This is a genomic window from Alishewanella aestuarii B11 (assembly GCF_000280055.1).
GTDB classification, from domain to species: domain Bacteria; phylum Pseudomonadota; class Gammaproteobacteria; order Enterobacterales; family Alteromonadaceae; genus Alishewanella; species Alishewanella aestuarii.
The window spans coordinates 40,572-66,303 of the sequence record NZ_ALAB01000011.1 but is presented as its reverse complement, the minus strand read 5'-3'; the positions used below and the strand labels follow the sequence as shown (position 1 = coordinate 66,303).

Sequence of the window (25,732 nt, the reverse complement as noted above, 5' to 3'; positions counted from 1 at the left end):
AGTGCGACTATTACATACCTTGTTGACTGTACTTTAGCTGAATAAGAATAAGGTTTGCTATGTTACTGCGTTTTTCTGCGCTATCTTCTGTACTCTCTGCTGCACGCGCTTCCGCGCTGTGCGCACTGCTGCTCGGCGCGGGTCTGACTCAGGCCGCTGATGATGCCTATACCTACGCCAATTTACAGGATGTGAAAGTCAGCCATCTCTATCTGGATTTGGCGGTCGATTTTGAACAAAAAGCCCTGACCGGTTTTGCCGATCTGAGCCTAAACTGGCAAAACCAAACGGCGAATACGGTTTATTTGGATACCCGGGACTTAATCATTAAACAGGTGTATGCCCGCCGCGCTGATGGTCAGTGGCGTAAAGTGCCCTTTAGTCTGGCCGCCGCTGAGCCGGTGCTGGGTAGCAAGCTGACGATAGAGCCGGGCTTTCAGGCCGATACGCTTCGTATTCACTATCAATCGCAACCGCAGGCCTCGGGCTTGCAATGGCTGAGCAAAGAACAAACCGCGGCGAAAACGCAACCCTTTATGTTTAGCCAGAATCAGGCGATTCATGCCAGAAGCTGGATCCCGATTCAGGATACGCCCGCGGTGCGCCTGACTTATAGTGCCCGCATTCAAACCGATAAAGACCTGCTGGCGGTAATGAGTGCGCCAACCGCCCCCGGCGCAGCGCGCAGTGGCGATTACCGCTTTACGATGCCGCAGGCGATCCCGCCCTATTTGCTGGCCATCGCCGTCGGTGATCTCGAATTTAAAGCCATGAGTGCGCAAACCGGCGTTTATGCCGAAGCTTATATTCTGGACGCTGCAGCCAAAGAGTTCGCCAGCACGCAACAGATGATCGATGTGACTGAACAGCTATACGGTGACTATCGCTGGGGCCGTTATGATTTACTGATCTTACCGCCCAGCTTTCCGTTTGGCGGCATGGAAAACCCGGTGCTGTCTTTTATTACACCGACCGTGGTTGCTGGCGATAGCAGCCTGGTCAATCTGATTGCCCACGAGCTGGCGCATTCCTGGTCCGGCAATCTGGTCACCAACGCGACTTGGCAGGACTTGTGGTTAAACGAGGGCTTTACCTCTTATGTCGAAAACCGCATTATGGAGCAGGTGTTTGGCACCGATCGCGCCATTATGGAGCAAGCCCTGGCGGTGCAGGATCTAAAGCAAGAATTAGCCAGTCTGGATCCGGACGATAGCCGGCTGTACCTCGATCTGAAAGGCCGCGATCCGGATGATGCCTTTAGTGGCGTACCCTATACCAAGGGGCAACTGTTTCTGATGTTTTTGGAAAGCCGCTTTGGCCGTGAGGTCTTTGATCCTTTCGTTAGAAAATACTTCGACGATCATGCTTTTCAAAGTATCACCACTGCCGCCTTTGAAGCTTACTTAACAGCGAATTTGCTGGATAAGTATCCCGGCAAAGTCAGTGCCGCCGAAGTACAGGAATGGATCCATGGCCGGGGTTTACCGGCGACAGCTCCCAACCCGCAATCAGATGCCTTTGTCAGGGTACAACAACATAGCAATGCCTGGTTATCAGGTTTACGCACCCTGGATGAGCTGCCAACGACAGACTGGACAGTGCATGAGTGGCTGTATTTTATTAATAACCTGCCGCTGAGCATTAGCCCCAGCCAGTTACAGCAGCTGGATAATGGCTTTAATCTAACGCAATCGACCAATAGCGAAATTGCCCACGCCTGGTATCTGTTAGCCCTAAAAACCGGCTATCGCGAAGTGCTACCGGCACTAGAGCGCTATCTGATTAGCATCGGCCGGCGCAAACTGATCCTGCCACTGTACCGCGAGCTGGCCAAAACGCCGGATGGTTTGGCCTTTGCCCGTAAGGTCTATCAACAGGCGCGGCCAGGTTATCACCCACTGGCACAAGGTAGTGTCGATGAGATTCTAAAGCAGTAACTAAGGGGCTCTACAGCACCCTTACCATACCAAGCAGGGCGCCAGCCAGCACCAGTAACCAGGCTGGCAGGCGCCAGAATTGCAAAGCAATAACCCCCAGCAGTGCCAGCGCAAAATCAGTGGCTCCGAACACACTACTTTGCCAGATTGGCTGATATAGCGCTGACAGCAAAATGCCGGTGACACTGGCCCCCACGCCGGCCATTAAGCGACTGACGTTATTAGAAGCGCGCAGTTTCTGCCAGTACGGCAGCACCGCAGCCAATACCAGAAAAGACGGCAAAAAGATGGCCAGCAGCGCCACTACCCCACCCCAAACACCGCTTAGTTCACCATTACTGGCGGCACCTAAAAAAGCAGCAAAGGTAAACAAGGGGCCGGGTACCGCCTGCGCTGCCGCATAACCGGCAATAAAGTTATCAGCACTGACCAGATCTGTTGGCACCACTTCGGCCTGTAACAGTGGCAACACCACATGCCCCCCGCCAAACACCAGCGCACCGGCACGGTAGAAAATATCGAACATAGTGACAACAGCACCGGGATAGAGCTGCACCACTAGCGGTAAACCGAATAACAAGACCAGAAATAACAGACCATAAGCCTTAGCCGCCGTATTCGACACACTAAGAGGTAAAGCAGAGGCCGCTGCGGCTACTTCCTGCTTTAACAGAAAATAACCGAGCAGCGCGCCGAGCAAGATCACCACAGGTTGCAACCAGATAACCGGAAATAACAGCAACAACACCGCACTTAGCGCCATAATGCTGACTTTTGGCACCGTATTACATAAACTTTTTGCCATGCCCCAAACCGCATGAGCGACCACAGCCACCGCCACCAGCTTTAAGCCCTGCAAGGCACCCTGCAACAGCGGGCTTTGTAAAATCGCCAAACTGAGGCTAAACGCAATCAATACCCCAGCCGATGGCAGCGTAAAACCAAGCCAGGCAGCCAGCGCACCGCGATAGCGCCCGCGCAATAACCCAAGCGCTAAACCCACCTGGCTACTGGCCGGGCCGGGTAAGAACTGGCATAACGCCACCAGTTCAGCATAGTCGCGTTCAGTCAGCCATTTACGTTTTTCAACAAACTCGGTACGAAAGTAACCAAGATGCGCAACCGGCCCGCCGAAGGAGGTTAGGCCCAGTACCAGGAAAATCCGGAAGATGCTCCAGAAGTTATTTGTCGATGTCTCAGTCATGTTTTTAATCATTGTTCCTTGCTAAATTCTGCTTGCTCGCAGATGTCATTTAAGCCCCGGGGCTCCCGCAGGAGTGTTTAATTTTCAAACACTCTGCTGCTGAAACCAGCTTTTAAGACATCCTCCAAATAATCCGTTTTCATCCAGGCACGTTTTTGATTTGCAGGGATGCTGCCTTTCGACGGCTCTGCTCTTAGCATGTTTAAAGACCATTGCCGTAGGGCGTGTTGACGTTTGCTGCTTGTTTTTGCAGCCGTTTGGCTGGTGTTTATACAAGGCAGAGCTTGTGATGTGTAGTTATTCTACATGAACAAGCGATAACGCAGTAGAAACGCCAGCCAAACGCTGCCCGAAGGGGTCGCTCTGGCGACACTTTGCTCTTTGGGGCCTGCATGGATGCAGGTCAGGGGCGAGAGCAGGACGCGGTAGCTTCACTCGTCACTTATTTAGAATAACTAAACCGCACTCCTCGTTTCGCGATCAAAGCGCCGCCAGTGCGAACAAAATCTAAGCAGAAAACGTCAACACGCCCTAATATTGACCAGTTTTCCGCTGCGTGATTCTGATAAATCTGGCAAGCATCTTCTTTCATGCTGACATCCAGCACCCAATGTAGGCTATTTTCAACGGCCCCTTATGTGCCATTAGTGGACACTCAATCTTGACACCAAGTGATCAAAAACCAATCGAATACGTTGTGGTACTGGACCACGTTGAGGGCGATAAATATATAAATCCCAAGGCACAGGCTCGACCTCTTCTAACACTCTCACAAGTTTCTCTTGGCGTAATAAGTCTTGGACCAAAAAGTCAGGCATTTGAGCAAACCCCAGTCCATTTTGTACACCCATTAATTCAGCTTCGCTGTCGGCACTTCGAAAACGTGTTATGGATGGCGTCCACTGTCTGCCCATGGAAAAAACCCATGGCCAAAGCCTTCCCGTATTGCGATCGACTAACCCTGTAACCGGCAAGTGGTTTAGATCTACAATAGACGCAGGCCTTCCCACTCTATTTATTAAGTCAGGCGAAGCCACGACATACAGATTAATTTTGGCGAGCTGGCGGGCAATAAATCGACTATCCCTCATGAAGCCGATACGAATCCCAATATCTATTTTTTCGTCAACGACATCCACGCGCTCGTCACTGAGTGTCAGGTCTATATCCAGTTGAGGATGTATTGTTGAGAGCTCCAGTAATACTGGCATCAAGCATTTATGACCAAAACCAACAGGCGCTGCGATACGAACCCGACCTTGTAATTCATTACCCGAGTTAGGGGCGCTTGTTTGAAACAATTCATCTACAGCGCGCAGGCGTTCTTTTGCTATCAAAGCAAATTTTTCTCCAACTTGGGTCACTTGTATGTGTCGAGTATTTCGATGAAATAAAAGCTCCCCTTGCAATTGCTCTAACTCCTTCACTGCTCGTGTCACTGCCTGAGGAGAAATTCCCAGACGGTTAGCCGCTTCTTTAAAGCTGTGAGACTCAGCAGCAGTACAAAATATCCGGAGCATTTCTAATCTGTTAAGCATCACTGTCACATTCAGGTTTGATATGAATACATAAATATTATTCCAAATTATGGAATTGTGAAATTAAAACGTTTCCATTTATTGGTTTTTGAAGGTAAGGGATACTTTGCTTGTTATTTAGACAGAGTCATTCATTCAACTAATTTGAGGATATTAACTATGAGTAGTGTTTTAGCAAACAACATCAGCGGTAAGGTCGTTGTTATCACTGGTGGTAGCAGCGGTTTAGGCGAGACCACGGCAAGACATTTAGCCAGTCTTGGCGCATCTGTTGTTTTAGGTGCCCGACGCATCGACAAGCTTGAAGCTATTGCTGCTGACATACGTACAGCGGGCGGAAACGTTGCGGTTCAAGCGACAGATGTGACTCGCCCGGACGAAGTGAAGGCCCTTGTAAATCTTGCACAAGAGCGCTTCGGTAAAGTTGATGTGGTTATCAATAATGCAGGGTTAATGGCGATTGCACCGTTAGCTGAGACTCGAGTTGACGAATGGGATCGCATGATTGACATCAACATTAAAGGTTTGCTGTATGGCGTAGCCGCAGCGCTTCCGATCTTTCAGGCTCAGGGAACAGGCCACTTTATCAATATTTCGTCCGTAGCGGGTATCAAAGTATTCAGTCCCGGCGGCACGGTTTATAGCGGAACCAAATTCGCTGTTCGCGCTATTGCCGAAGGCTTGCGCCATGAAGTTGGGGGTAAAATTCGTTCAACAATCATTTCACCGGGTGCAGTCGAATCTGAATTAAAATTTGGAAGTTCAGATACTCAGGGTGCAGCCTTTGTAAAAGATTTTTATCAGCAAAATGAAATTCCATCTGAATCTGTTGCTCGTGCTATCGCATACGCCATTGAGCAGCCTGCGGATGTGGATATCAACGAGATTGTTCTGCGCCCAACTGTTCAAGAATTTTAATTCGTTGAATAAAAGACCTATTAACCAGCGGGTGATTTAACCACCCGCTGAATATTCAGTTTGTGAGGTTATTCATGACTGCGTTAAACAGACAGCTTTACCTCTGGTTGCACTTACCGCTTGGGAAGGTTTGGTTGACAAGGCGAATGTTAAAGCGGGCCAGAAAGTCCTTATCCAAGGTGGGGCTGGCGGAGTTGGGCATGTAGCTGTGCAAATTGCTAAGGCCTTAGGTGCCGACGTTTATGCCACTGCATCGACTGGAAAACAACAACTGCTCAAGGCGCTTGGTGCCACGCCAATTGATTATCACACTACAAGCCCTGCTGACTACGTGGATGCACACACCCAAGGCAAAGGATTCGATATCATTTACGACACTGTCGGTGGCTCTGTACTCGATGCCTCATTAGGTATCATTGCACATTATGGACATATTTTAAGCTGTGCTGCATTCGGCTCACATAACCTCGCACCGTCGTCATTACGCTCTGCAACATTGTCAGCGATTTTTGTGTTACACCCACAGCTCAGCGGAGAGGGGCGCAAACATCATGGTGACATTCTGCGGCAAATTACGGCTCTCGTTGAAGCTGGACAAATTAAGCCAATACTCGATCCGTTACGCTTTTCCCTTGACACGGCCATGGATGCACATAATGCCGTAGAGTTGGGGTCCATGGGTAAAGTCGTAATTGATGTAATTGCTTAAAAAATCATTGTAGTAATTGCTTAAAAAGTCATTATTGAGGATGCATATGAGCCCAAGAAAACTCATTCGAACTGTTCGTTTCCATGAATTAGGTGGTCCCGAGGTGTTAACTATTGACTCGCTGGCGAGTCCGAGTTTGCAGGCCACTAATGTTCGTATTGCGGTCAAAGCTGTTGGGCTCAATCGTGCTGATGCCATGTTTAGGCGAGGCCAGTATATAGAAAAGGCTGACTTCCCTTCGCGAATCGGCTATGAAGCATCCGGGATAGTCATTGAAGTCGGGGAAGAGGTAAATCATTTACGCCTTGGAGACGAGGTTTGTATTGTCCCTCAGATGGGGCTTTCTCAGAATGGCTGCTACGCAGAAGAGATTGTCGTACCAAGTGAATATGTGGCACTCAAACCAGCAGGACTAACCTTTGCTGAAGGCGCAGCAGCCTGGATGCAGTACCTGACAGTTTATGGCGCTTTGGTCGAAATTGCTAACGTGCAAAAAGGCGATGCAGTACTGATAACCGCCGCATCGAGCAGTGTTGGATTGGCTGCGATTCAAATTGTGAATTCTCTGGGGGGTATCCCTATCGCTACAACTCTAACAGGAGCTAAAAAGGCTGCTGTGCTCAAGGCTGGCGCGGCCCATGTGATAGCAACCCAAGAAGAACCGCTACTGGATAGCTTGAGAAGCATCTTGGGAGCAAACAATTTAAAAATCGCATTTGATGCTGTCGGTGGGCCGCAGATAGCTGAAATTGCTGAAGCAATGAGCCCTGAAGGAACAATAATAGTACACGGAGCATTAAGTCCCGACATAACGCCTTTTCCCTTAAAAATAGCACTTCGTAAAAGTCTGACAGTTAGGGGGTATGTGTTTACTGAAGTTTTAAAAGACATCGAGCGTTTTCGCAGAGCAAAGCAATTTATCCACTCGGGTTTATCCGAGGGAACACTCAAGCCTGTCATTGATCGAAGCTTTAAATTTGAAGAGATAGTGGCAGCGCATCACTATCTGGAGTCAAATCAGCAGATTGGTAAAATAGTGGTCGAACTTGATTAACAGTTCGTAGCTTCCGCTTGTCTCTGGCCGGCGCATAATTCACCGCCTGAACAATAAGAAAAAGGGGTAGTGTATGGTAATTAGCGATCTTCTCTGGCGGCGACCACGCCATCACATGGATGTCGACGAAAGCCACGAACACGTGCACTGGGTGGAACTATTCTTCGATCTGGTCCATGTAGTGACAATTTTCATTCTGGGGAATTACCTGTCCCATCATCTGGGGTGGCAAGGATTCTGGGTGTTTACGGGACTGTTCCTGGCGATTTTCTATGCCTGGGCAGACAGTTCGGTCTATAACTCGCTGTATATCTCCACGGACATGCCGCATCGCGTGGCGATGGCACTTAAGATTGTCACGATGATGACCATCGCGGCGGCGATTCCCGACGTCGGCGGTGAAGGCTGGACGTATTTCGCGCTGGCCTATGCGTTGAATCGGGCGCTGACGGCCTATCTTTACTGGCGGGCGCGCTGTAGCGACAACGCGGCCGATACGCTGGCGCAGGAACAGGGGCGGAATTTTTTCGTATTGGCCGGAGTGTTCGCGCTGTCGGCTTTTTTGCCTAAACCGGTCGCCTACTGGGTCTTCGCCGCCGGCGTGGCAGCAATCCAGCTGCAGTACATGCTGCCGCGCGTGGGCACGCTCCGCTTCGAACGCTTTGTGCCTCGGCTCGGACACATCTCGGAGCGCTTCGGCCTTCTGATGTTGATCTTGCTGGGTGAAGGCTTCTTTAAACTGGTGGTCACGCTGGCCGACAAGGGCATCTACAGCGTCAGCGCGGGTACGCTGTTCAATGTGACCATGGGCGGCTTGTCCCTCTTCGCGCTGGCCTGGACTTATTTCGACTGCGCCGGCAATGAAAAACCGAAGAGCCGCACCAGTGCCGTGCTGCTGAGATACTGGTTTGCTCACATCGTGATTTTGTGGAGTGCGGTGACGATTGGCGTTGCGCTGGCCGGACAAGTCTACGTCGGCCTGTGGGAGCCTTATCCGCCCGGCTACGCCGCGCTTGGCTCGGTCGGCCTTGCGGTGTTTTTAGCTTCGCTATGGGCGCTGCGTCGAACTGTGGCTGATGCCACCGACAACTACCACAGCGCCGGTCTGAGGCTGTTCGGCATTGTCATGGCGCTGGTTGTGCTAGCCGTTCATCCCCACATACCGTCGATTGTCAGCAACGGCCTTTGGGCCCTGGCGCTGTTCTCGCAGATTGGTGTGCCGATTTTTCTGGCGCTAAGAGATGCGCGCCGGTCTGATAAAATGCTGTGATGGAACATGGCTACCGCAATATCTACATGGACTTCCGTGACAATAATGAATATTGCGGTCTCGACCGAGTGTTGCGCTTAATGCAAAAAGAAGGCATCTGTGCGCAACGGGACTCCCAGCCGTTACTTCAGATGCGTTTACAGGAAACTTAAATACGCCTCCTGCGCCTTAATCCGGTTAGCTTTTACCGCAACCCCATGACCTTCGTCCGGGAACAACACATACTCCACCGGCACATTACTAGCACGGTTCGCCCAACTCATCGTACAGCGACTGACGGAAACTCTCCCACCATAGCGGAATACTCTCCAGCGTCCGAACCCAGTTGGTAAAAAAACAACAAAAGAAAAATTAATCTGCTCAGCCGGTTATCTGCGCCGATGTCTGACAGCGCCGTAACGCCCAGGTACAAGCTACAGCACCGAGCAACAGTAACCCCGAGATCCACAAACACGCCACTAAACCATAGGCCTGAAACGCCCAGCCGGATAATAAAGTGCCGACTAAGCGCCCGGCCGCGTTTGCCATATAATAAAAGCCGACATCCAGCGAGACACCGTCACGATTGGCACTGGCCACAATTAAATAGCTGTGCAAACTGGAATTAATGGCAAATACCGCACCGTAGAGCAGCAAGCCTAGCAGCAGTGCCCATAGCGGCTCGCCACTAAATAGCATCGCCAGGCCGATCAGCCAGGGTAAGGCTGCCAGCACTAACGCCCAATGCAGAGCTGTACCCGCCGCCGGTGGTGCTTTTTTACTGCTGCGGGTAAGTGCAGGCGTGAGGGCTTGCACTATGCCATAACCAATTACCCAGCAGGCTAAAAAGGCCCCGACCGCACTTTGTGACCAACCGGCGCTGCTGGCAAGATAAATAGGCAGAGCTATGACAAACCAGACATCGCGCGAGGCAAACAAACAAAAACGCGCCGCCGATAGCCAGTTTAAACTGGCACTTTTTGACAGCAACTCGGTAAATTTGGGTTTGAAACTTTTTTTCCCCAGATCCTTTTTCAGCAGCAACAAACTAAGGATCCACACCAGCAGCAGCGTAGCCGCCATCGCGGCCATAGCACCCTGAAACCCCAGCAATGCCAGCAATAGACCACCGAGGAAAAATCCGACGCCCTTTAGCGCATTTTTGGAGCCGGTTAATACCGCCACCCACTTATACAGCGCCCCTTGCGCCTCATCCGGTAGCAATAGCTTGATGGCACTTTTCGCGCTCATTTTATTCAGATCTTTGGCAATACCCGAGATCGCTTGCGCCACCATGACCCACAGTACCGTTAACATATCCGCAGGAACTAACAACATACTGAGTGCAATAATTTGCAGAAACAAACCGATATTCATCGTCTTGTTTAAGCCGAGCCGGGCGCCGAGCCAACCGCCGGTGAGGTTAGTTACAATCCCGAAAAACTCGTAAAACAAGAATAACGAGGCAATGGCCAGTGGCGAGTAACCCAGCTGATAAAAATGCAGCACAATCAGCATGCGCAGCGCACCGTCGGTCAGCGTGAAGGCCCAGTAATTACCGGTAACGACCAGATATTGTTTGATATCGCTGCGCATAGTCATCATATCGTCATTTAGTCTGCCAAACCGACTAATTTCGCCAGTTCGACCGTGCGATTGGCATAGCCCCATTCGTTATCGTACCAGGCATAAATTTTGACCTGAGTGCCATTGACCACCATGGTTGATAAGGCATCAATAATGCTGGAGCGTGGGTCGGTTTTATAATCCACCGATACCAGCGGCCGGCTTTCATAACCCAAAATTCCTGCCAGCTCACCTTCAGCGGCAGCCTTAAGCATGGCATTCACTTCCTCGGCGGTAGTGGCGCGCTCGACTTCAAACACGCAATCCGTTAACGAGGCATTGGCCAGTGGCACCCGCACCGCATGGCCATTTAAGCGGCCTTTTAACTCCGGGAAGATCTCGGTAATAGCGGTAGCCGAACCGGTGGTGGTCGGAATTAAACTGGCACCACAGGCGCGGGCCCGGCGTAAGTCTTTATGGGGTGTATCTAAAATCGATTGCGTATTGGTCAGATCGTGAATCGTGGTAATAGAACCGTGCTTAATCCCCAGCTGTTCGTGGATCACCTTAACCACCGGCGCTAAACAGTTAGTGGTACAACTGGCTGCAGTAACAATGCGATGTTCGGCGGCATTAAATAACTGCTGATTCACCCCCATCACCACATTCAGCACTCCGGCTTCTTTTACCGGTGCGCTCACCACCACCCGCTTTACGCCCTGCTCCAGATAAGCTTGCAGCAGCGCTTTGGTTTTCATCTTACCCGAGGCTTCAATCACCAGATCACAACCTGACCAGTCAGTATCGGCAATGGCTTTATTGCCGCTGACCTGAATGGTTTTGCCATTAATAAGTATGGTATCGCCAGCCGCCTCAGCTTGATGCTGCCAGCGGCCATGGACGGAGTCAAAGTTCAGTAAATGGGCAAAGGTTGCAGCATCGGCCGCCGGATCATTGATCTGTACAAACTCAAACTCTGGCCAATCAAAGGCCGCTCGCAGGGCCAGGCGGCCAATCCGGCCAAAGCCGTTAATGCCAACTTTAATCGTCATTCCCAATTCCTCATCATTAATTGCAGCTTTGACACAGCTGTTTGCGTTCTGGTCGGGCGCCCATGGCAGCCAGATTAGTTAAATACTTATCCAGACTTGCGCTTTCGGTTTGCGCAAACTGTTGTAAGGCAGCACTGGCCCAAGGGGCTAATTGATCGTGCAAGCGGTAGTATACCCACTGCCCTTGCCGGCGGTCCTGCAACACCCCTGCCCGACGCAGCATCGCCAAATGGCGGGAGATTTTCGGCTGAGTTTCATGCAAGGCGGCAGTCAGCTCACAAACACAAAGCTCCTGTTCAGCCAGGATCAGTAACACGGCTTGCAGGCGCGTGGCATCGGCTAGCAATTTACAAAAGTTAAGCGGGGTTAAAGCGCTAGAAGTCGGCATTAGCAATGCTCCATCTGAAAATATATGCGAAATAGTACATATATGGATTAGCGCATATCAAGTCACAGAACCAAAGTTCATAGAAATGTCATAAACGAGATTTCGAAGGGATCTTGTCAGAAAGCGGAAACAGCCCGACCGAAGCCGGGCAAGACATTGAGCAGCGATTAGAAAGGTAAGGCATGCTGGCGCAGAAAGTCGGTTACGCCAGCCAGTAGCTCTTGGCTTAATGTCAGCTCAAAGGCGGCCAGATTTTCTGCTAACTGGCTGGTACTGGTGGCGCCGATAATGGTCGAACTGACACCATCAACCTGATTCACCCAGGCCAGCGCCAATTGCGCCGCGCTTAGCTGATGGGCGGCAGCCAGTTCACCAAAGGCACGGATCGCCGCATTTGACTCTGGTGTGTCGCGAAATAAACCATTGCGCTGCACCAGGGTCCAGCGGCTGGCAGCCGGTCGTTGCCCGTCCAGATACTTACCGGTTAGGGCACCACCTGCCAGCGGTGACCAGGGCAAATAGGCGATATTCTCGTGCTGGCATTGCTCAATTAGATAGGGCCAGTCTTTGGTATGCAGCGGGCCAAACTCGTTTTGAATCGAGACCATCCGCGGTAGGTTATGCTGTGCGCTGAGCTTTAGGTACTGGCTAATCCCCCAGGGCGTTTCATTCGACAGGCCGCAATAGCGGATCTTGCCAGCCTGCACCAGCTTGCCAAGCGTCTCCAGAATCGCCAGCATCTCTGCTTGCTGCGCTATGCTATCCGTTTCACTAAAGCGTACCTGATTCACGGCATGCCGGCCAAAGTGCGGCGAACGGCGATTTGGCCAGTGTAGCTGGTATACATCGATATAGTCTGTCTGTAAGCGCTTAAGCGAGCCGTCGACCGCAGCGACCAGACTTTGCGGGCTAATATCACTGCCGTCGCGAATATGTGCCAGGCCGTTGCCGGCGATCTTGGTAGCAAGCACTAACTGCTCTCGTTTGGCGCTATTACGGCTTAACCAGTTGCCAATAATCTGCTCGGTGGCGCCATAGGTTTCTGGCCGCGGTGGAATCGCATACATTTCTGCAGTGTCGATAAAATTCACGCCGGCATCCAGTGCCAGCGCCAGTTGCGCATCGGCATCTGCCTGGGTATTTTGCTGGCCCCAGGTCATGGTACCCAGGCAAACCCGTGACACCCGTAGACCGCTGCTGCCTAAAGTGGTGTATTGCATATGTTGCTCTGTATTCAGGGAAATAAGCGGACTATACCAGATCGCAGGGGGTTTAGATCAGTCACTAATTAAAGCCTAACCTTGCGATATTCTAAAGTTCCTGCTCATTCCGCCGAGATGTTTCCGGCGAGGTAGCTTCCAGATCACTGCATACGGCGGCTAAACGCGTCGTACAACTTTGCCGGGGCACGCCGTGAACCCATCCATGGGGGCTCCTCTTTCGCATCCATGCGAAAGACGTCCCCGGTCAAAGTGTACTATGCATTTACCGCCTCGTTCAGCATCTACAGCAACCTCAATCTTCAATCGAAGCTCGCTGGACGTCATGTATACTTTTTGAAAATACTGGTAGTGGCACGATCGTGAACGAGGTGGTAAGCATTCCGTGCACTTTGTAAGGGAATGTATTTTTCAGGGATGAAAAATGCAAGCGTACAGGGAGGTATTCACAGCGTGTCCCGTCAAAGTTGTACGGTGTGCTTGCCGCCGGATGCTCCGATCAAAACCCTAATGATTACCTTATGGGGCAGGCTTAGCAAACACCTCCTCCAGCCAACGCCATACCCGCTGCTGTTGCGCCGCCGAAAACTGATGCCCGTACTCCGGCCAAAGCTCAGTCACCAGCTTTTCGCCGGCGCCATGCGCCTGCCAGATTTGTTGCATCGTGGCAAAAGCCTGCTCAGTGCCTGCCGCTGGCATTAGACGATCTTTAGCACCACTGATAAACAATGCCGGTTTAGGTGCGGCTATGCCCGCCATATGCGGATAATCCAGTTTCGCTGCCAACCCGGGATGTAACATCCAGAACGCCGTTTGGCCGCGTAATTGATTATTGCCCGGCGTCATAGCAGTATCACTGGTGGTCATCCAGCTAATGGTCGCTGCGGCTTTGATATCATCCGTCAGCGCCGCCAGTTGCCAGGCCCGAAACCCGCCCATTGAAAAACCCAATGCAGCAATGCGAGTGTTATCGACCTGCGGCAACTGGGCAAGAAAGGCTGCCAAGCGCAAGTCTTCATAAGCCGCCAACCCGGCCAGCGAGCGCCCGAGCTGAAAAAAATTCGCGGCCAGCGCCTGCTGGGCATCGGCATTTAAAGGTCCCCGTTCACCAAAACCCAAGGAGTCCGCTGCCAGCACCAGATACCCCTGAGCCGCTAGCTCATCACCGATAAAACGGCCATCGTAATAACGTTTAGTCCAGGCCTCCGCCTTGGCAAGATCGGGATCCCTGGCAAAGGGTTTGATCAGCTTGGCTTTACCAATTAAAAAATAAGCGCCGTGATCATGCAGCAGCAGTACCGCCGGGAAAGGCCCCTCACCTGCCGGGCGCAGCACCGAAACGGTAACCCGGTTTTCTGGCGTCAGATTAAGCTGCCAGCGCTCGGCCTGATAGCCATCGCGCTGCTCAACCATCAGTTGTTCAGCCGCAAAATCCAGTGGCTGTTCAGGCCACAGCAGTGCGTCGCGCAGTAGTTGCCGCGCCTCAGTGCGCCACTGCTGAATTGGCGTAGCGCTATCCGGGCGCCAGGCGGCACTAAACTGTTGCTCTGCTTTCAGCTGCTGATAAAAACCCGGTAATTGCTGCGCCAGAATCTCTGCCGAAAGCGGCGCTGCAAAAGCTAATGCCAGCATGCTTAGCAATACTCTCAATTTGCACTCTCCGTAATAGACCGTGTTACAGACTAAGTGATTTTCCGCGACAGGGAAATTCCAGATACGAACAAAAGCACAAAAACCCCAGGCCTGACTTTGCCTGCGATGCCGGCGCTGGCGGTAATGGAAAGTGCCAGCCTGCTGGATTTTTTGCTCAGCTTGCCCAAGCCATCCGTTGAGTTACAGCAAGCTATTCATGCGGCAGCCGGCTGGTTAGCGCGCCATGCTATCGCTGATCAACACTGGCATCCGCAACTACGGGTGCTGCAAGCCAAAGCCGGCGCCGGGCCGCTGTGGCCGCGCTTTGCGGAGCTTAATACCAACAGACCGATCTTTGGCGATCGTGATGGCGAACTGTATTATGACGTGCATCAGGTCTCATTCGAACGCCGGCAAGGTTATGCCTGGTACACCGAGCGCCCGGCACCAACTCTTGAGCGTTATCAACGCTGGCGTGCGGCCTTTAATGACGCTGCAAAGTAAAAACCGACTCAGCGACCTGGCGCGTTAATTCCACATCCAACAGCAGTGTTTGATGCGGTGCAAAAATCTGCGCCAGTTCCTCAACTGCCAAGCGCAGCCCTGCAGCTGCACTGGCTGGCACCACGCTAAAGCCTGCGGGTTGCCGCGGTGGCTTAAACAGCGGCTGGGCATGAAAACTTAAAAACAACTGCTGAAAGTTCGGGCTTTGTTTAAGCTCGTTTAATGCCGCCACATCAAAATAAAACGCCCGGTTTTGTGGCTGCTGGCTATGCGGATGCACGTGCCGTAAAAACTGCTGATACAGCCTTTGTTCAAAGCGACTATCGGCATTGGCCGTGCGATACATTTCTAAAAAGTAATCGGTGACCGGATCGCCATGCTGATCCTGGAGCTTACAAAGCACCTGGCTGCGCAAATCCGCGTGCCAGTTGGCGGGCGGGTTTTGGCTATCCAACTGCTGCTGATAGGCAAAATGACCTGTGCTGCCAACCTGAAAATCGGCATCTTCGACTTGCAGTGCCTGCCGAATCAGCTGTAACGTCAGCGGGTTATGCGGGGCTTTTTTACCATTACCGATAATACTGCCATGATGTTCATCTGGCAGTACCGAAAAGGCGATTTCACCCTGACTTTTTCGTAGCTGCAAACTGCCAGGCTTAACGTTTTGCTGCTCATCCAGTGCCACTTTCAGATAACGGCAATTCAGGTTTGCCCCGGCAATGCGCACCGTACCATCTGAACCGGCTTCGTTGGCGATAGCGCTGATCCCGCTGTAACCGCGGTTACCAATTAAAATGGTGCTGAGCATTCTGCCCGCACCATACCAGGACTCAGCGGCAAAGAGATCGGCTTTAGCCAGTTCCCGGCTATAGTCGGCCGCCAACTCCAGCCCATATAACAAATTGGCGCCGGTTTGAAAGCCCGGTTGCTTCCAGCCTTTAACGGCCCGGCCATAGAAGCTGCGGCCTTTATGCGCCAGCGGCGAACCAAAGTTGGCCGGCGCCAGTTGCAAAAAACGTTTAACCGGATTGGTGGCCGCAGCATAATAACGGGTAAACCAGTGCCGGCTAACCAGGGCACCGGTGCTGTGGACGATCAGATCAACACTTTGCGGCGAAGTAGGCAGCTGCATACCCAGCCAGGCTTGTTGCATCGCCGCGGCCAGATCGCCATAACTGATCTCATCCTGTAATGACAACCAGTCAGCCAGATACAGATGTTGTACCGCAGCACCAAACTCGGTTTGCAGAAAGTGGGCTAAGTCACGAAACGAGCGGCTGTTATCACTCCAGCCGTGCAGGATAACAATGGGATTACGCATGGCGGTTCCTCTGCCAGTTGCTGCTTTAAGCAGCAATCAGTATAGCTACCGCTGTCGCAATAGGGCAAAGTTGTGGTCACCGCTAAGTGTAGAAAGCGGAATAACTTAAATATCGATAGGTTTTGTCGCTAACCTAAACAGCCGGAATAATGGCATTAGGTCCCCCTGATAACCTGCAATGTTTGCTAGCAACCAGTCTTCCTGCGAAATATGGTGCCAACTTAATTCATAACCCGCCTGCAATGCTAAAACCTCACAAAACAATCTTAGGCTTCTGCCATTACCCTCTCGAAACGGATGAAGCACATTAACTTCACAGAAAAAGTCCGCAAGATTATTAATAAATACTGGGAGCGGCATCTCTCGGAAGTAATTATTTCTCGGCAGTACTTCAAAACACTTTTCCGCTGACTTTGAAATAAATCGAACATTACAAAAATGCGTCGATTGTTTTGCAATATCGACAGTTCTGATTTGTCCGGCCCAACTGTATAAGTCTTGAAATAGATGATAATGGATATGGCAAAGATAATCGAAGCTCAGATTATCAAAGTCTGGGATAAAGGTGCTCAACCGGTATGAGGTGAACTCAACTTCCGCTGCTATAAGTTCCTCTTCAGACTTTAAATCCAGCAGATTGATCAATAAAGAAGAGTTTGGGTAACAGTAGGGATCTTGTCCAACACCATACTTATCAGTCATGTAACTCTTGTAATTGCTTGAGTCTAGCTAAAATTTTGGGGTTCAAGCTAGCTTTGTCTTTGGTAGGTTTTAACCCCTCAAGACGCAGGCTCTCAGCAAAATTGCTAACCTTTATTGCTTCAAAGCGCTTTTGTAACTGCTGCTTGCTGACCATATTTAGCCCCTTGATTAAACTATTGGTAATTCTAGCGCTTAATCGGTTTTGCAACAAGTTACTGTCAAGCACCATCTTTGAACATATACCGCGCCTGTTCCCCGGTATAACTCTGCAGTGCCGCCCCGGCATCGGGGCAGAGTGTGTCTTGTACGAGAAACCCCTGCCGCTGCCAGTAGCTTACCGAGCCCTGTACGGCTACCAGCGCTAACCGGGTTAATCCCTGTTCTCTGGCAAAGTATTCGGCCTGCTGCAGCAAGCGGCTGGCCAGGCCTAAGCCTCTGGCCTTAGCGCTTACCGCCATATCATGTAAATACAAAAGCTCCGGCTTGCTGGCAGCCTGAAACGGACTGCCCAGTGGCGCCACCTTGCCAGCTACAGAGGGGTAGCAAAACAAATAAGCGAGCAGCTCACCGGCTGAGTTTTCTGCCAGCCAACAACTCTGCGGTGCCGCAGCCAGACGCCTTGCCAATAATTCCGGTGGCTCATACAGATTATCGCTGTAACAGCTATCCTGCAGCGCCACCACCGCCGCCAGATCGGCAGCGCTGATTAAGCGGATCTGAATACTCATGTTGCTTACTATGCCGGTTATGCCGACTTTGCTGACAGCTGTGCCCGAACATAGTTTAAGCCACCCACTACCGCGGCTACCTGCGCCAGAATACACTGCTCGGGCGTGGCACTGGGACTGTCCGGATAGACTTCGGTGGTGGTAACAAAGCGCGCAGCGGTCATGCCGCCACAAAGCCCCAGGGATTTTTTCGGGTAATTGACGACGCCAAACTGCGCCAGTTTTTCACCAATCAAACAGCCTTGCTCATCAGCAGGGGCGATATGCGTCACTTTAACCACTTCATCAATCATGGCTTTTTGAAAATCCGGCTGTGGGTTTTCGCTGTCGCCAACCAGATAAAAGCCATCCGGAATATTCCAGTTGGTGTTGACCGTACCATCGCGGGCGGCTTTGGCCGGACGAAACTCACTGTTATCCGAATCCGTGGTTTCATGCAGATCAATATGCAGCAAAGGCGTGGTCCCCAACGCCAGCAGATAATCGCGCAACAAACCGGCTTCGGCGGCCGGGCTATTGGCAATAAAGGAACGGTTTGGATCGACCGCCAACGGGTTCCAGCGATTGATCGTTTCATAACCCCAGGGGCTGATACAGGGCGCAATTAACAGGTTAAAGTCGGCAACATAAGCTGCCGCATGGTCTTTAGCAAAGCGCAGCGCACCATGCACACCGCTGGTTTCATAACCGTGCACACCGCCGGTGACCAGCGCCAGCGGTTTATCGGCCTGCCAGTTGCGGCTTTTTAATAAAAACAGCGGATAGCGGCTAAAGCCCTGCGCCTGATAATCCAGCTCACCGTATTGGATCACCTCGAACTGCGACTCCAGCGTACTAAGCTGACTTAACACATCGCTCTGATAGCTGCGCTTGATGTGTTGCTCGGCAAGCCATTGTTGTTTTTCTGCCTCGCCCCAGGGTTGTCCCTGAGTGCCGATATGATAGATAAAGGGTTGCATAGTGCCTCGCTGTATTGCTTGTTCGAGCCGGATAATAGTGGCAGCCTAACGGCTTTGGCTATTTTGTAATAGCCTTGTGCCGTCAGTTGCTGAAAAAAAGCGCTGTGACGGCGATTTGGCGGCTTTCTGGCGGTAACTTGACCGCCCAAACAGACCATTTTCGCTTGCAGCCTGGTCATGGTAACCCCTAAGCTACCCAGAAAGAACAAGGAGATGACAGATGGATATTAGTGCAGAAAAGCTGAAGCAGTTAAGATTGGAACGTGGCTTAAGCCAGGATCTTTTAGCCAAACAAAGTGGTCTCAGTTTAAGAACGATTCAACGTTTAGAACAGGCAGGTGGTGGTTCGCCCGAATCTTTACTGGCGCTCTCTGCGTCCTTGAACGTCTCACCTCAGGCGCTGCGCCACAGCTCTGTCCCGACGATCAGCCACTGGTCCTTTGCCCAACGCAGCGTCCAACTTAGTGCCTTGCTCCTTTTGCTGGCATTACATTTGGCCCTAGTCAGCCTAGCCTCACATGGCCAATTCAGTATTTATCTTGATCTGGTTTCCCTGCTATTCCTGCTGTTATTTGTCCCCGGGGTAACCTTAATCGCTGCCGGCCCAATGGGTCTGATAATGAGCGTCATTAACTTATCATTACTATGGCAGCGCGCTACTGGCTCCTTGGCTGAGCGGCGTTTTTTACAGCAGCTATACCAACTGCAATACCTATTATGTTACAGCGGTGCTTTAGTACTCAGTCTGCTCGGTTTAGTCAGCGTGTTTTACCATAGCCCGCACTTATCCACCGCAAGCCTGCAGGGAGCACTCGGCGTACTCTGCCTTGGTTGGCTCTATGCCGCCTGCGCTGCAGAGTTACTGTTGCGTCCAGTGCTGTTCAAACTCAAGGTAAGCATTCAAGCAGAACAGCACACGCTAGCCAACTGACTGCCAATGAGTGCTCTGTCCAGCCAAGAATTAAAATGGCACAAATACCTGAATATTGCCGCCACCAAATTGCAGATTATGTAATTTAACCGTAGGGTTGATCAGCAGATAAGCACCGCTGCTTTGGCTAAGCTGCCAAAGCAGATTGGGGCTAATTTTGGCCAGCCAGCCATTATCTTTTAACGGTTCATCGCTATTTGTTCTTAGCTCGCTACGGACTGCACCATAGCCAACATAAAGCGTAGGCCGCCAGCGCCAGTTATCGTTAAGGCTGCGATCTTGTCGCAGATAAGCAAAGGCTTCACGTCGGGATTCAGCACTTTGTGTCGCATTGGCAAAGCGGCTATCGTACTCAGTTAAGCGGTTAAGTTGTAAGCCTAATGCTGTTGGTCGTTGCTGCAAGGGTTGCTGCCACTCCAGATTCAGCTGTGCAAAGCGCCGGGTGAGTTGCCAGTCGGCATCGCTATCAGCAAGCGGGCTGTCGGCGCGGCGTTTGCCATACAGTCCCTGGCCTTGCACGCTAAGCTGGCGCTCGCCTTGGAAACTGCGCTGCCAACTGATGCCGGCGGAGTATTGTTCATCCTGTAGCAATTGACCGAGGGTGGCATCGTTAAACTCGGTCGGTAAGTTGATATTGATAAAGGCCGACAGCTGCTGATCGACGAATTGCTTAGCTCCCGCCAAATAGAGCGTGAGCGGATTGCGCTCGTAACGATTGTCGCTGTAGGTTTTACTGTTATAAAACACATCGGTCAGCACCACCGCCGCCGTCAGATAGCTGCCATCATCAAAATAGCGGTTCGCCTCAAATTGCAGATCCATTTCTTCTTTCGCGCCACTGACATCGCCCCAAACGCCCAGGTCCCAGTTGGTGCGGGCCTGATAGCCTACTCCGAATAAAGCCCGGTCATACCAACCGTCAAGATCCTCCGAGCGCTTATGTCGGAAGCCGGCAAAGAGCGGCGCATCAAAGCGCACTTTTTGCTGCAATAAGGAATGCACATAAAACTCTTTACCCCGGCTGCTGCCGCCAGTGCCATACCAACCATTTTGCTGCCATAGCGGCACACCACTGCTAATCGGTTGTTCGGTAAAGCTCAAACGCTGTAAAAAACTCTCCAGATTGTAATCAAACTGACGCCCGTCAAAGCGCTCCAGCCGGAATGGCTCCGGGCCATGCCAGCCATTCGCCGCCTCGACCAACGCTGCACTGCAAAGAAGTGGCAAGGCCAACCAGGAGTATTGTGCGTTTTTCATCATCACCGCCTGCTATCCGAAAAAATCGTAGTATGCTGAACCTCGACTGAACCCTATCTGAATCTTCGCTTGAGCGCCCAGATACCAACTGCTAAGCTGTTGATCATTCATCTATTCAGCCTTTAAGCCTTATGCGGCAACTCCTAGTGCAGCAAATTGATCCCCAGGCGTGTCCTACGCAGGGCCTGTCAACTTTTAACAAAGTGATTTGTCTGGCGATCCTGCTTTCTACCCTGCTTGCCATTATCGAGACCGAGCCTGTATTAACCACCAACTGGCCACAACTGTTTTGGTGGGCTAATCTGGCTTTCTTGCTGCTATTCAGTGCCGAGCTGGCATTACGGATCTATATTGCCCCCTATACTCAGGCGCATTTGGCACAAAGCCGCTGGCGTTTTTTACGTAGCGGTTGGACGCTACTGGATTTGCTGGTGCTGTTAACCTTTATGCCGTTATCAGAAAAACTGCCGCTGCTGGTGATCCGGCTGCTCAGAGTGTTCCGAATAGTTCGCCTTTCTCGGTTGACCCGCTTTAATGCCTCATTAAATTTGCTAATTCAGGCGGTAAGAAAACGCAAAATGGAACTGGGTATCAGTTTTATTATTGCCATGTCGCTGTTATTAACCACCTCTATCCTGCTTTATCTGGTTGAAGGTAGTAGTAATCCGGAAGATTTTGGCAGTATTCCACGGGCCATGTGGTGGTCAATTGCCACTCTGACCACGGTTGGCTATGGTGATGTCACACCGCTATCGCCGCTGGGAAAAATTTGCGCAGGTATCACGGCCCTGATTGGTATTGGTATTGTCGCTATGCCAACGGGGATCCTGGCGGCAGCCTTTAGCGAAGCCTATCAAAAAGCCAAGGTCCAATCTGGACCTACAGAACAATAAGGAGCACCTTATGCCAATTTCGATGTCCGAAGCGGCAATTGAGAAAGGGAGTAGCCAGAGCTGGGCGCATTGGCTGGCTTTGCTTACTGCCCGACAGGCCGAGCAACTTAGCCATAAAGATATTGCACTCCTGTTAGCCGAACAGGGCGTTAGCCCCTGGTGGTGTCAGATGCTGGCAGTACAGTTTGAGCAACATCTTGGCCGGCGGGTAGTAGGTCAGGACTGCAGTGGCAGTTTTAGTGTTTCGGTTAATAAAACACTCAGTGGCAGCATGGACGACGCCCTTGCCTTCTGGCAACAACTTGTTGCCGGGGAACAGGCCTTTGCCGATATTCCACTTAGCCGCGGTCCCGATATCAGCCAAACCGAAAAATGGCGCTACTGGCGCTGTGGCCTGGCCGACGGTTCACGGCTAAATATCAATATCTATCAGAAAGCAGCGGATAAAGCCGCGCTGTCGATACAGCATGAAAAGCTGGAAAGTGAAGCCCAGGTCGAATTCTGGCGCAGCTACTGGAAAGGCCGGCTGGCCGCAGGCTAATACTGTTTCTGGAATTTACCAGCTTCGGATTTGAGCAGGCCGCTCCAATCCCAGCGCGGCGACATGCGCCTGCAATTCGGGATAAAAGCTTAAAAAAACCTGTTCCAGCCTGGGGTAATGGCGTTCAATATCCTGCCCGGCACCGCTAAAACGGTTAGCAAAACGAATGCGCTGCGCGATGCGATCCAGCGCCATTGCTACACCATCTAACTGCTGATAGGCCGCCAACCAGTCTTGCTGGCGTACCTTACGCATTACCACCGCCATCGCTTCCGGCATCAGAGGCTCCGCTGTCGCCAATTGCAGGTAGAGCTCTGACTTGGCTTGCAGATAAGGCGTGGCGTAAAACTGCTGCCAATGCTGGATCAAGAAATGATCGAACAGCACATCTAATGCCACCGGCGCAAAACGACGGCGCTCAGTACTAAAACAGGCACGCGCCTCGCGCACCAGCGGATGACTATCGGTAAAACGATCCACCGCCCGATGATTGGCCAAACCGGCCTGAATTGGCCGCGGCAGCGTATCGATGGCAACACCTTTGCAGAAGTCGCCTAATAAATTGCCCACTAAAGATTGCGGCTGTGGCTGCGCCAGCGCCGCATGCGCCAGATAATTCACTTGTTACTCCAATACCAGGGCTTGTTGTAGTTTACCCTGACATTCCTAACTGGTGATAAAAAAATTATTGTGTAGTTATTAAACAGTCTTGACGCCCACAAAAATTAGGGGTAAAACGTTTAAGACAATTTTAACTGATAAAGTTTTACCCAAATAATAACAGTTGTACCTGAACCAGCCAGCAGCTTTGGCGTGTCATCGAGCTGTTATCACGCTGCACTGGTCGGTTGCCCTACTGAAAATGCCTACCGGCATTTTTTTAACGGCAGTGAACTTAAACGTTTCAGCTTATAAAAAATACTATTCCAGATCGACAAGGGAGACACCCAAGATGCAACAGCAACCTGCGTTATCCAGCCTGGCGCTGGCCATTACTCTCGCTTTAACTTCTCAACAACTTATTGCGCAGGAAACTGCGCCTGAACCAACGGCAGCAGAGCAAACTGACGCGGCCGCAGACGCTGCCCCCAGTGGCCTCGGCTTTGAGCGTATTCTGGTAACGGGTGCGGTATCGCGCAATCAAACCGTAATGCAATCCAGCGTCTCGGTCAGTACCCTGACCTTTGAAGATATCGATGCGTCCGCGCCCCGCTCTACTGCTGAAGTGTTCCGTATGCTGCCGGGTGTGCGCAGTGAAGCCAGTGGTGGTGAGGGTAATGCCAATATCGCAGTGCGTGGCTTGCCGGTGGCTGCTGGTGGCGCCAAATTTCTAACCCTGCAGGAAGATGGTCTGCCGGTGATCCAGTTTGGTGATATTGCCTTTGGTAACGCCGATATTTTTGTCCGCGCTGACGCTACCCTAGCACGGCTCGAGGTGATTCGCGGTGGCTCTGCCAGCACCCTCGCCAGCAACTCACCGGGTGGCGTCATTAACTTTATCAGTAAAACCGGGCTTGATAATGGCGGCAGCGTCGCGCTGACCACCGGCCTGAATTATGATCAATTCCGTACCGACTTTGAGTATGGCGGCGATATTAACAACGATATGCGCTTTCATATTGGCGGCTTTGTGCGCCAGGGCGAAGGCGTAAGGGATCCGGGTTATCAGGGTGAGCGTGGCTATCAGCTAAAAGCTAACCTGACCAAAGACTTTGACAGCGGTTATGTGCGGCTTTACGCCAAACATCTGAATGACCGGGTAACCAGCTATATGCCGATGCCAATGTATGCTGATGGCAGTTCAGTTCCCGGCTACGATGCCAAAAAAGACACACTGCAATCGGCTTATTTAACCCAGACCGTGCGGCTAAACGGCGACAACCAGATCTCACGCGGCGATGTTCGCGATGGCATGAACCCACAGGTTAATAGCTTTGGTATCGAGGCGCAGTTTGACCTCGATGATAACTGGACCCTGGATAACCGCTTTCGGATCAGTGAAGTCAGTGGCAACTTTATTACGCTGTTTCCGGCCGAAGTCGACAGCGCCCAGTCGATTGCCAATAGCATTGCCGGCAGTGGCGCTACCGTGCGCTATGCGGTAGGCCCACAAGCTGGCGACTTGTACGGCAACGGCAATGCGATGCGTATTCATACCTTTGATGTGGAACTGCATGACTTTGGCTCCATTGTTAACGATCTGAAATTATCACGCCGGTTTGGCGAGGTCGATGTCAGCTTAGGTTATTACCTGGCTGACCAGAGCATCAGTATGTCCTGGCTGTGGAACTCTTACCTGATTGCGTTAAAAGGTGATAATGCTGAACTGTTAAATGTGTTTGCCGCCAATGGCACCGCCTTCTCCGAGCAGGGCCAGCTGGCCTATGGCGTGCCGTTCTGGGACAACTGCTGTCAGCGCAATTATGATACTGACTACAGCATTAAGGCACCTTACGCTTCAGCCAGTTGGGCCTTTGGCGACTGGTCGCTGGAAGCCAGCGTACGCCGCGATATTGGCAGTGCCAGCGGTAGCTATGCCGGCGCGGTACAAAGTAGCCGTGATATGAACGGCGATGGGGTGATCAGTATTATCGAGCAGAGTGTGTCCGGTATTGATCTGGCCAATCCACAACTGGTGAACTACGGTTGGGCTTATAACTCGTACTCAGCCGGTGCCAACTATCAGTTTAATAACGATTGGGCCATGTTTGGCCGCGTCAGTAAAGGTGGCCGTGCTAATGCCGATCGTCTGTTATTCGGTAAGGTCAATGCCGATGGCTCAGTAGCCCGCGAAGATGCGATTGACCAGGTGAAGCAATATGAACTGGGTAGCAAAAGCCGCCATGGCAACCTGAATTTGTTTGCGACGCTGTTTTTCGCCGAAACGGATGAACAGAACTTTGAAGCCACTACCCAGCGCTTCTTTGACCGCGTTTACCAGGCCAAAGGTATTGAGCTGGAAAGTAGCTACCGCATCGGCAATCTGGATCTACGCGGCTCTATTACCTGGACCGATGCCGAGATCAGCAAAGATGCGCTGAATCCTGAGTTAGTCGGCAATACGCCACGGCGTCAGGCTGATATGATTTATAATCTGCTAGCCCGTTATACGCTGGATCAGGTGCAATTTGGTGTCAGTTTAATTGGCACCAGTGCCGCCTATGCTCAGGATAATAACGACTTGAAATTCGGCGCCTATACCCAGGTCAATGCCTTTGCCAGTTACGAGCTTGCCAGGGATCTGACAGTATCACTGAATATCAATAATCTGTTCGATAAAGTCGGTTTAACGGAAGCTGAACAAGGCAGTGTGCCGGCCAATGGTATTATTACCGCCCGCACCATTAACGGCCGCACTGCCTCTGTTGGCTTACGCTATCAGTTCTAAGCAACCGCGGCATTACACTTTAAGGCGACTGCGGTCGCCTT

Annotated in this window: 26 protein-coding genes and 2 pseudogenes; 11 read left to right on the top strand and 17 right to left on the bottom strand. The window is 51.5% G+C overall.

Translation table 11 applies throughout. The features are described from left to right. The first annotated feature begins 59 nt into the window (after positions 1–59). The gene (locus tag AEST_RS06280) at positions 60–1,937 is read left to right on the top strand and encodes a M1 family metallopeptidase (protein WP_008607849.1); all 1,878 of its coding nucleotides are present in this window, start codon (positions 60–62) and stop codon (positions 1,935–1,937) included. A gap of 10 nt (positions 1,938–1,947) precedes the next feature. Here AEST_RS06280 and chrA read toward each other — a convergent pair whose 3' ends face one another. The 4 genes and pseudogenes from chrA to AEST_RS06270 all read right to left on the bottom strand — a co-directional run bounded on the left by chrA (position 1,948) and on the right by AEST_RS06270 (position 4,679). After that, positions 1,948–3,141 carry a chromate efflux transporter gene (gene chrA / locus AEST_RS06275; RefSeq protein WP_238534564.1) on the bottom strand — a complete coding sequence of 398 codons (1,194 nt, stop codon included), beginning with the start codon at positions 3,139–3,141 and terminating at the stop codon, positions 1,948–1,950. Positions 3,142–3,218: 77 nt separating this feature from the next. Beyond that, positions 3,219–3,362: pseudogene (locus tag AEST_RS17160) on the bottom strand (ISAs1 family transposase); the annotation flags it as partial. 221 nt (positions 3,363–3,583) lie between these two features. Beyond that, positions 3,584–3,733: a hypothetical protein gene (locus AEST_RS17155; RefSeq protein WP_008607843.1), complete on the bottom strand. Its 150-nt coding sequence runs from the start codon at positions 3,731–3,733 to the stop codon at positions 3,584–3,586. A 52-nt stretch (positions 3,734–3,785) separates the two neighbouring features. Then, positions 3,786–4,679: a LysR family transcriptional regulator gene (locus AEST_RS06270; RefSeq protein ID WP_008607842.1), complete on the bottom strand. Its 894-nt coding sequence runs from the start codon at positions 4,677–4,679 to the stop codon at positions 3,786–3,788. A 159-nt stretch (positions 4,680–4,838) separates the two neighbouring features. Between AEST_RS06270 and AEST_RS06265 the strand changes: the two genes are divergently transcribed. The 5 genes from AEST_RS06265 (at position 4,839) to AEST_RS17570 (ending at position 8,782) form a co-directional block, all read left to right on the top strand. Beyond that, positions 4,839–5,597, top strand: a complete 759-nt coding sequence (locus tag AEST_RS06265) for an SDR family oxidoreductase (RefSeq protein WP_008607841.1) — start codon at positions 4,839–4,841, stop codon at positions 5,595–5,597. Positions 5,598–5,727: 130 nt separating this feature from the next. Then, positions 5,728–6,306, top strand: a complete 579-nt coding sequence (locus tag AEST_RS06260; protein WP_274517114.1) for a zinc-binding dehydrogenase — start codon at positions 5,728–5,730, stop codon at positions 6,304–6,306. Positions 6,307–6,352: 46 nt separating this feature from the next. After that, the gene (locus AEST_RS06255; RefSeq protein WP_008607839.1) at positions 6,353–7,360 is read left to right on the top strand and encodes a zinc-dependent alcohol dehydrogenase family protein; all 1,008 of its coding nucleotides are present in this window, start codon (positions 6,353–6,355) and stop codon (positions 7,358–7,360) included. 73 nt (positions 7,361–7,433) lie between these two features. Next, positions 7,434–8,630, top strand: coding sequence for a low temperature requirement protein A (locus tag AEST_RS06250; protein WP_039925199.1), 1,197 nt, complete (start codon positions 7,434–7,436; stop codon positions 8,628–8,630). Next, positions 8,630–8,782 carry an IS3 family transposase gene (locus AEST_RS17570; protein WP_169313972.1) on the top strand — a complete coding sequence of 51 codons (153 nt, stop codon included), beginning with the start codon at positions 8,630–8,632 and terminating at the stop codon, positions 8,780–8,782. The genes AEST_RS06250 and AEST_RS17570 overlap by 1 nt, the downstream gene beginning before the upstream one ends. Here AEST_RS17570 and AEST_RS17000 read toward each other — a convergent pair. From AEST_RS17000 to AEST_RS06225, 6 genes and pseudogenes are all read right to left on the bottom strand, one after another. Continuing rightward, positions 8,768–8,960, bottom strand: a pseudogene (locus AEST_RS17000) (S9 family peptidase); the annotation flags it as partial. The gene AEST_RS17570 and the pseudogene AEST_RS17000 sit on opposite strands and share 15 nt — an antisense overlap. A 30-nt stretch (positions 8,961–8,990) precedes the next feature. Further along, positions 8,991–10,214, bottom strand: a complete 1,224-nt coding sequence (gene arsJ, locus AEST_RS06245) for an organoarsenical effux MFS transporter ArsJ (protein ID WP_008607829.1) — start codon at positions 10,212–10,214, stop codon at positions 8,991–8,993. A gap of 8 nt (positions 10,215–10,222) precedes the next feature. After that, positions 10,223–11,227, bottom strand: a complete 1,005-nt coding sequence (locus AEST_RS06240) for an ArsJ-associated glyceraldehyde-3-phosphate dehydrogenase (RefSeq protein ID WP_008607826.1) — start codon at positions 11,225–11,227, stop codon at positions 10,223–10,225. A gap of 16 nt (positions 11,228–11,243) precedes the next feature. Then, positions 11,244–11,615: a metalloregulator ArsR/SmtB family transcription factor gene (locus AEST_RS06235; protein ID WP_008607824.1), complete on the bottom strand. Its 372-nt coding sequence runs from the start codon at positions 11,613–11,615 to the stop codon at positions 11,244–11,246. Between the two features lie 167 nt (positions 11,616–11,782). Next, positions 11,783–12,835, bottom strand: coding sequence for an aldo/keto reductase (locus AEST_RS06230; RefSeq protein WP_039925196.1), 1,053 nt, complete (start codon positions 12,833–12,835; stop codon positions 11,783–11,785). Positions 12,836–13,354: 519 nt separating this feature from the next. Continuing rightward, the gene (locus AEST_RS06225) at positions 13,355–14,485 is read right to left on the bottom strand and encodes a dienelactone hydrolase family protein (RefSeq protein WP_008607820.1); all 1,131 of its coding nucleotides are present in this window, start codon (positions 14,483–14,485) and stop codon (positions 13,355–13,357) included. Positions 14,486–14,593: 108 nt separating this feature from the next. Here AEST_RS06225 and AEST_RS06220 point away from each other — a divergent pair, with 108 nt between their 5' ends. Then, the gene (locus AEST_RS06220; protein ID WP_008607819.1) at positions 14,594–14,971 is read left to right on the top strand and encodes a pectate lyase; all 378 of its coding nucleotides are present in this window, start codon (positions 14,594–14,596) and stop codon (positions 14,969–14,971) included. On the opposite strand, the gene AEST_RS06215 is transcribed toward AEST_RS06220, so the two are convergent. From AEST_RS06215 to AEST_RS06195, 5 genes are all read right to left on the bottom strand, one after another. Beyond that, positions 14,952–16,292, bottom strand: a complete 1,341-nt coding sequence (locus tag AEST_RS06215; protein ID WP_008607818.1) for an esterase/lipase family protein — start codon at positions 16,290–16,292, stop codon at positions 14,952–14,954. The two genes, AEST_RS06220 and AEST_RS06215, sit on opposite strands and share 20 nt — an antisense overlap. Before the next feature lie 105 nt (positions 16,293–16,397). Next, complete coding sequence (locus AEST_RS06210; RefSeq protein ID WP_008607817.1) at positions 16,398–16,994, bottom strand: putative adenosine monophosphate-protein transferase Fic; 597 nt, start codon at positions 16,992–16,994, stop codon at positions 16,398–16,400. Continuing rightward, positions 16,987–17,148: a YhfG family protein gene (locus tag AEST_RS17265; protein WP_008607816.1), complete on the bottom strand. Its 162-nt coding sequence runs from the start codon at positions 17,146–17,148 to the stop codon at positions 16,987–16,989. The genes AEST_RS06210 and AEST_RS17265 overlap by 8 nt, the downstream gene beginning before the upstream one ends. 64 nt (positions 17,149–17,212) lie before the next feature. Further along, on the bottom strand, positions 17,213–17,722 hold the full coding sequence (locus tag AEST_RS06200) for a GNAT family N-acetyltransferase (RefSeq protein ID WP_008607815.1): 510 nt from the start codon (positions 17,720–17,722) through the stop codon (positions 17,213–17,215). Positions 17,723–17,739: 17 nt separating this feature from the next. Continuing rightward, positions 17,740–18,681, bottom strand: coding sequence for a M14 family metallopeptidase (locus tag AEST_RS06195; RefSeq protein WP_008607814.1), 942 nt, complete (start codon positions 18,679–18,681; stop codon positions 17,740–17,742). 220 nt (positions 18,682–18,901) lie between these two features. Here AEST_RS06195 and AEST_RS06190 point away from each other — a divergent pair, with 220 nt between their 5' ends. Then, positions 18,902–19,612 carry a helix-turn-helix domain-containing protein gene (locus AEST_RS06190; protein WP_008607813.1) on the top strand — a complete coding sequence of 237 codons (711 nt, stop codon included), beginning with the start codon at positions 18,902–18,904 and terminating at the stop codon, positions 19,610–19,612. A gap of 30 nt (positions 19,613–19,642) precedes the next feature. Here AEST_RS06190 and AEST_RS06185 read toward each other — a convergent pair whose 3' ends face one another. Then, positions 19,643–20,869 (bottom strand): hypothetical protein, encoded by a 1,227-nt coding sequence (locus AEST_RS06185; protein WP_156803875.1) that lies wholly within the window; start codon positions 20,867–20,869, stop codon positions 19,643–19,645. 131 nt (positions 20,870–21,000) lie between these two features. On the opposite strand from AEST_RS06185, the gene AEST_RS06180 reads away from it, so the two are divergent. Further along, positions 21,001–21,762, top strand: a complete 762-nt coding sequence (locus tag AEST_RS06180; protein WP_039925195.1) for an ion transporter — start codon at positions 21,001–21,003, stop codon at positions 21,760–21,762. A gap of 10 nt (positions 21,763–21,772) precedes the next feature. Continuing rightward, positions 21,773–22,303, top strand: coding sequence for a hypothetical protein (locus tag AEST_RS06175; RefSeq protein WP_008607808.1), 531 nt, complete (start codon positions 21,773–21,775; stop codon positions 22,301–22,303). 15 nt (positions 22,304–22,318) lie between these two features. Here the strand turns inward: AEST_RS06175 and AEST_RS06170 are convergent, their stop codons facing one another. Further along, positions 22,319–22,924, bottom strand: coding sequence for an acyl carrier protein phosphodiesterase (locus tag AEST_RS06170; protein ID WP_008607807.1), 606 nt, complete (start codon positions 22,922–22,924; stop codon positions 22,319–22,321). 331 nt (positions 22,925–23,255) lie between these two features. Between AEST_RS06170 and AEST_RS06165 the strand changes: the two genes are divergently transcribed. Beyond that, positions 23,256–25,691 carry a TonB-dependent receptor gene (locus AEST_RS06165; protein WP_008607806.1) on the top strand — a complete coding sequence of 812 codons (2,436 nt, stop codon included), beginning with the start codon at positions 23,256–23,258 and terminating at the stop codon, positions 25,689–25,691. The last annotated feature ends 41 nt before the right edge of the window (positions 25,692–25,732 follow it).